The 5,867-nt window shown below is 67.1% G+C and carries 7 protein-coding genes and 3 pseudogenes; 5 read left to right on the plus strand and 5 right to left on the minus strand.

Annotated features, from left to right (window positions below; translation table 11 throughout):
* Positions 1 to 209: 209 nt before the first annotated feature.
* The 3 genes from AB0N07_RS49455 to AB0N07_RS49465 all read right to left on the minus strand — a co-directional run bounded on the left by AB0N07_RS49455 (position 210) and on the right by AB0N07_RS49465 (position 1,240).
* Entirely contained in the window at positions 210 to 701 is a 492-nt protein-coding gene (locus AB0N07_RS49455) for a hypothetical protein (RefSeq protein WP_365847362.1), read from the minus strand.
* A 96-nt stretch (positions 702 to 797) separates the two neighbouring features.
* Positions 798 to 1,076: an Lrp/AsnC family transcriptional regulator gene (locus tag AB0N07_RS49460; RefSeq protein WP_365847364.1), complete on the minus strand. Its 279-nt coding sequence runs from the start codon at positions 1,074 to 1,076 to the stop codon at positions 798 to 800.
* Entirely contained in the window at positions 1,049 to 1,240 is a 192-nt protein-coding gene (locus AB0N07_RS49465) for a winged helix-turn-helix transcriptional regulator (protein ID WP_365847366.1), read from the minus strand. Before AB0N07_RS49465 ends, AB0N07_RS49460 begins: the two co-directional genes overlap by 28 nt.
* 211 nt (positions 1,241 to 1,451) lie before the next feature.
* On the opposite strand from AB0N07_RS49465, the pseudogene AB0N07_RS49470 reads away from it, so the two are divergent.
* Both AB0N07_RS49470 and AB0N07_RS49475 read left to right on the plus strand, forming a co-directional pair.
* Positions 1,452 to 1,676: pseudogene (locus AB0N07_RS49470) on the plus strand (alpha/beta hydrolase); the annotation flags it as partial.
* Positions 1,654 to 1,899 carry an alpha/beta hydrolase gene (locus AB0N07_RS49475; protein WP_365847374.1) on the plus strand — a complete coding sequence of 82 codons (246 nt, stop codon included), beginning with the start codon at positions 1,654 to 1,656 and terminating at the stop codon, positions 1,897 to 1,899. The pseudogene AB0N07_RS49470 and the gene AB0N07_RS49475, both read left to right, overlap by 23 nt.
* A 68-nt stretch (positions 1,900 to 1,967) precedes the next feature.
* Here AB0N07_RS49475 and AB0N07_RS49480 read toward each other — a convergent pair whose 3' ends face one another.
* Positions 1,968 to 2,549 carry a TetR/AcrR family transcriptional regulator gene (locus tag AB0N07_RS49480; RefSeq protein ID WP_365847368.1) on the minus strand — a complete coding sequence of 194 codons (582 nt, stop codon included), beginning with the start codon at positions 2,547 to 2,549 and terminating at the stop codon, positions 1,968 to 1,970.
* Between the two features lie 49 nt (positions 2,550 to 2,598).
* Here AB0N07_RS49480 and AB0N07_RS49485 point away from each other — a divergent pair, with 49 nt between their 5' ends.
* From AB0N07_RS49485 to AB0N07_RS49495, 3 genes and pseudogenes are all read left to right on the plus strand, one after another.
* Complete coding sequence (locus tag AB0N07_RS49485) at positions 2,599 to 2,946, plus strand: hypothetical protein (protein ID WP_365847370.1); 348 nt, start codon at positions 2,599 to 2,601, stop codon at positions 2,944 to 2,946.
* Positions 2,947 to 3,205: 259 nt separating this feature from the next.
* A pseudogene (locus AB0N07_RS49490) lies at positions 3,206 to 3,939 on the plus strand (SDR family NAD(P)-dependent oxidoreductase).
* 206 nt (positions 3,940 to 4,145) lie between these two features.
* Positions 4,146 to 4,984, plus strand: a pseudogene (locus tag AB0N07_RS49495) (IS5 family transposase).
* A gap of 463 nt (positions 4,985 to 5,447) precedes the next feature.
* Here AB0N07_RS49495 and AB0N07_RS49500 read toward each other — a convergent pair.
* Positions 5,448 to 5,867: integrase core domain-containing protein (locus AB0N07_RS49500; protein WP_365847372.1), on the minus strand; the 420-nt coding region annotated here is incomplete at its 5' end.

The following is a 5,867-nucleotide window of genomic DNA, read 5'->3' on the forward strand; positions in this document are numbered from 1 at the left end:
TGGAAGCGTAGGAACTCCCATCATCGCAGGTCAGCAGGCACCTCTTCCTATTCCTCTGTCCACAGGCCGACTATCACGCGGTGGATCGAGGCTCAAAGGTGACGGCGTACATCACGCCATGCTCGGCATCGCACGCCGACACAACCTCGTCGTCGCCGGATGAGGACATGTGCCCGATATTGCTGGCCTCATCCACAGCGACCTCAAGATCAGTTAAGGGGGCGGCGGCTTTCCAATTCATGACACAGGGTGGCAAATGCCACAGCAGGAAAGCCTCCACCCCAGCCCGGAATTCGCCCTTCAGGTGCCGATTCCTGGACGGCTGCAAAGGCTTCCGTGAACGTGGCCAGGAACGTCAGTGCCGGAATCCGAGCCGCCATCAGGGCGTCCCCGCGGACTGGCATCCAGGGCGGGTCAGCGGGCGTGAGCCAATCGGGGAGGCCGAGCTGGTGCACGGCGATGGAGGCGTGGTCGGGCCCCGACCTGGCGAAGTCGAGGAAGACCCCTCCCGGTTCGTCACCCCACAGGACCGACGCAAGAGCCGCACCCGAGGCGATGTGTGCCACGGCCTCGACGAGGTCGGAGAAGAAGTCGTCCTCGATGGATGTCGCCCGATAGACCGCGGTTTCTTCGCCCAAGCGCAGCGCAAGACGACACCACCCGGCCCTGAATGTGAAAGAAGCTTCGAACTGGTCGGTCAAGCCAGAAAACACTGCTACCCCCGTCAGGAGAACTTGCCCTTGAGCGTTACAGAGAGCTACATATCCGTGCGTCATAGCTATACGAGAGCAGGGCCATTACGTGGCGTCGGTCAGTGGCTTTGGGGGGTAGGCGCGGAGCACGAGGGATGTGGTGACGGGGCCGTAGCGGGCAAGTGCGTCGACAACTTCCTCGAGTCGTCCGGCCTGCGGGCAGTAGGCGTCGAAGATGAGGCAGTCTTCCCCGGTGACTCTGAGGGTGGAGGCGATTTCGGGGGTCCGGGAGGCGAAGTCCAGGGCGCGTGAGAGCTGGGCATGCGTGGTGCGCAGCCGGATGACCGCGTGAATGTTCAGCCCGAGGGCTGCCGGGTCGACCACGCTCGGTAGCCGATGATGACGCCATTCTTCTCCAGCCGCTGGATGCGTGCGCTGGCCGCGGGTTGCGAGAGTCCGACGCGGCGCCCTACCTCCGCGCCGGTCAGACGGCCGTCGGCCTGGAGCAGGGCGAGGATTTCTTGGTCTGTCCGGTCGAGTGATTCCATTGTTGTCCGCACCACTTTCTTTTAGATCACTTGCGCCACTGCCGCTGCCCTGATGCATCCAACAGAATCTGCGTCAGGTGCTCCCGTGATCGTAGGGAGCGACGAGTGAAACGGTGGTGGGCAGTGGACGTGTACGTCATCGTCCCGGGCATCGACGGCTCGGACGGACAGCACTGGCAGACCTTGGGAGCGACAGTGGGGCACCTCAGCGGTGAGGATCTCTCCTGCCTCGTGGTCCGCCCCCGACCTGGACGGCTGGGTCGACGCGGTCCAGGACGCGTACGACGGCGCTTTCCGGCAGGACGGCCATGTTGTGCTGGTGGCGCACAGCCTGGGCTGGTGGGCGGCGTCCACCTGGCTGTCCGAGAACCCATCAAGTCCGACAGGCGGCGGGTTCCTGGTCGCACCGCCCGATTCGCACGGGCCGACGTTTCCTCGCCAGGCGGCCGCAACGTTCACCGACGTGTCGGCACAGCCGTTGCTGTGCCCGGCCCGGTGGTGGGCAGCGCAGACGACCCGTACTTCACGCCCGAGGCTTCGGGGCACGGTGGGAAGCACGATGGCACCTCGCGGGCGCGTGCGGACACCTCAACTCCGCCAGCGGCCTCGGCTCGTGGCCGCACGGCCGTGAACTCCTGGACTCGCTGACCAAGCAGTGATCAACCACCGCCCGGGATGTGCCATCGACGCGACTGCCCTGCCTCGCCTCGAGCGCCTGCGGGCCGCGTCAGCCTGCACCCGGACCGGCGTCGGGTGGCCACACCACGCTCAGCACCCGTTCCGGCCAGTCGTCGGGAATCCCGTCGGCGGTGACGTAGCGGCCGTAGAAGGAGCCGATCAGCATGCTGGCGATCGCGTCGAGATCGGCGGAGTCGGGCAGACTGCCGGCTGCCAACGCCTGCCGCAGCAGCGTCCGTCGTGACTCGACGATGCGCTGCTTGAACAGTTCGAGCAGTTCGGGGTGCCGTTCCTCCTCGGCGAGCAGCGAGCCGAGGATCGACATCGCAGGGACGGCCCGCAGGTTGCTGTGGAAGTTCTCCAGGATCGCCAGGACATGGGCACGTGGGGTCGGAGCGGCACAGGGCGGCTCCTCGACCCGCAGTGAACCGATCACCGCGGCGACCAACTCGGCCTTGGTGCGGTATCGGCGCCGGAGGCTGGGCACGGTGGTGCCTGCGGCGGTCGCCACGGAATCCAATGACATGCGGGCGTAGCCGAGTTCGCCGAGCTGGCGGGCGCCGGCGGCCAGGAGCGCCCGGTCCAGATCGGGGTTGCGCGGACGGCCGGCCTTGACGTGTGGATCAGTCATTACATTATGATATGGCATCGAAACGTAATTCATCCAGAGGGGACTCACCATGACCGAGCAGCTGCCTGCGACCACGTCCGTCCGGATATCGCTCGCCACCTTCGACCCGGCCCGGTTCGCCGAGGTCGACGCCGCAAACAAGAGGTCCTCGAAGTATCTGACCCCGGCCATCCAGCAGTTGCCGGGGCTCATCCACTACTACGCGGCCATCTCGCCGCAGGGTTCGATGGTGAACGTCAGCATCTGGGACACCGAGGAACACGCGCAGCAGATGGGCCACCTCAAAGAGATGGTCGTCCTCGCGGCCGAAGAGTTGGAGGCGGCCGGCGCGACGTTCGTCCGACCGATCGTCAACCACACGATCAGCTGGACGCCGTCGGACGAAATCCAGTTCTGACCGGATCAAGCGACCGGGACGGCGTCCACAGGCACTGAAGGCTCCTGATGAAGTGTGGTGCGCCGCCGTCGTCAGCAGATAAAGGCGCACCCCAGGGTGAGGAAAGCCCCGGTGGATGCCACCGCGGATCTCCCAGCGAATGAGCAAGCGGCGCACCCAGTACAGCAGCGCGAACGCTCCTTCGGCGCCCGAGATCCCCCACCTGCCCTACGGCCGGAAGAACGACGACCAGGACGACGACCAGGAAAGGAGCAGCGCCATGACGCAGCTCGCAGGAAAGACGGCCCTCGTGACCGGTGCGTCCCGGGGCGTCGGCCGCGCCACGGCGCTCCGCCTCGCCGCCGACGGCGCCACGGTCGCCGTCCACTACGGCAGCGACGAGGGCGCAGCCAAAGCGACGGTTGCGGCGATCCAGGCGGACGGCGGCGAAGCGTTCGCGGTCCGGGCGATGTTCCGACCCGCTTCCGGCGCGGCCGCCGCCGTGGACGACCTGTTCGCCGGCCTGGACGCCGGGCTCGACGGCCGCCCGCTGGACATCCTCGTCAACAATGCCGGGACCGTCGGCACCGGTCCCATCGAGGCGGTCACCCCCGAGGCGTTCCTCGGCGTCTTCGCCGTCAACACGATGGTCCCGTTCCTCGTCACGCAGCGGGCCCTGACATTGACGTCGATCGGCGCGCACGTGACCTTCCCGAACTACGCCGTGTACGGGGCACCAAGGCCGCGCTCACCCACCTGTCGGCAAGTCTGCGCAGCGAGCTCGGCCCGCGCGACGTCCGCGTCACCAACATCGAGCCCGGACTCACCGACACCGAGCTCGGCGACCACATCGACAACCCGGCGCTCGGCCGCACAGGGCAGCTCGGCGAGTTCTTCGACGCGCTCGGCGGGCTGAGCGCCGACGACGTCGCGGACGTCGTCGCCTACGTCGCCAGCCGGCCCCGGCACGTCAACCTGCGGCAGATCATCGTCCTGCCGACTCGTCAGGTCTAACTGAGCGTCTCGTCCTGTCTCGGTCGAGTTGATGTCGTTCCCGGAGTCCTGCAACACCGGGGCGGTTGGGCTTCATGGGGCAGCCGACGCGTCCGCGGCGCCTGGGGATCGTTTCGTTGCGACTGCTCCTGTCTGCTCCCAACACGCCCCCGAGCGCCACCTTTTGACCTCTGACGGGGCCGACTGCGGTCGGCTACTTCACAAACATGACTGCGCACAGCCCTTATCCCAGCGACCTGTCGGACGCGCGCTGGGAACTCATCGAGCCCATCTTGGCGGCCTGGCGGGACCGCCGCCGCGCCCGGGCGCCGGACATCGGCCGACCGCCCGAGCACGACCTGCGCCAGATCATGAACGCCGTCCTGTACGTGGACCGCACCGGCATCCCCTGGCGCCACCTCCCGCACGACTTCGCCCCGTGGGCCACGGTGTACGGGTACTTCGCCAAGTGGCAGCAGGACGGCGTGTCCGAGCAGCTCACCGGCCTGCTGCGGCGCCTGGTCCGCGAGGCCGAGGGCCGTGACGCCGAGCCCTCGGCCTGCGTGCTGGACTCCCAGACCATCAAGACCTCCGCCAACGTGCATCTCGCGGATCAGGGCACGGACGCCGGCAAACGAATCATCGGGCGCAAGCGCCACCTCGGCTGCGACACCCTCGGCCTGCTGCTGACCGTGCTGGTCACCGCCGCCAGCGTCTGCGACACCGCAGCCGGCTGACCCTGCTGTCCCGCATCGCCGCCGCCCACCCCCACATCCGCAAAGCCTGGGTCGATGCCGGCTACCGCACCACCGCCATCGATCACGGCGCCCGCCTCGGCATCGACGTCCACCCCGTCCAACGCCCGCCCGGCGTCAAGGGGTTCCAGGTGATCCCGCGACGCTGGACCATCGAACGCAGCATCGGCTGGCTCATGCACCACCGCCGCCTCGCCCGCGACTACGAACGCCACCCGCACCGCTCCGAAGCCATGATCCACATCGCGATGACCGACCTCATGGCCCGCAGACTCACCGGCGAAGCCACCCTGAACTGGCACGGAACCTGACCCGGGACCAAACACGAATCACCGGACCAAACGCTCAGTAAGGACCGGGGCGGCAAGGTCGCGGCGTCGGTGCGAGAAAGATCTGTCGATACGCCCGGCGCCCTGCGGCTACGGGGTCGAGTAGGAGCCATGCAGAGAGTGCAGTTTGCTGTCACATGATTTGACGCCCGGGTCTCGTCCCGAGCGCTGCACGCGGCGGCGAGGTGATCGTCTGGGCTCCGGTCGAATGGCGAGTGGGGGAGGAAATCGGGGTCGAAGGCGGCCCTGACAGATAGGCCGCCTTACAGCACCAGGGTCGTCTCCCTCAGGGCATACAGGCGGCGCGCTGCTGGAGTCCAGCCCAGCGCAGCCACCACCAAGACGCTGGCCCTGGCAGCCCATCCACCCTCAGGCCCGCGTTGTGGGCTGCGTTCATGCATGCCTGGAACGACATCATTGAACCGCCCCGGGTTCGGTAGAGATCTCAGATTGTGGTTGTGACCTGGGGTTTCGTGAGTTCCGTGTAGTAGTTGGCTTCGTACTCGACGGGCGGGATATGGCCTATCTCACCGTGGAGTCGGCGGTGGTTGTACCAGTCGACCCATTCGGCGGTGGCCAGCTCGACCTGGGCGAGCGTCTTCCAGGGCCGCTGGGGTTTGATCAACTCGGTTTTGTACAGGCCGATCGCCGATTCCATCAGGGCGTCGTAGGCGTCGCCGACCGAGCCGATGGACGCGGCTATGCCGGCGGCGTCCAGATGCTCGGCGAGCCTGAACGACGTGTACTGCGACCCGGCATCCGAGTGGTGAATCAACTCGCCTGGCTGGATGGGTTGTTGGTCGCGGTCGCGTTGCCAGATCGCCATCTCCAGGGCGTCCAGGACGAAGACGGTCTCCTTGACGGT

The sequence above is a fragment of the Streptomyces sp. NPDC051172 genome (genome assembly GCF_040682555.1).
In the GTDB taxonomy this organism is placed as follows: Bacteria; Actinomycetota; Actinomycetes; order Streptomycetales; family Streptomycetaceae; genus Streptomyces.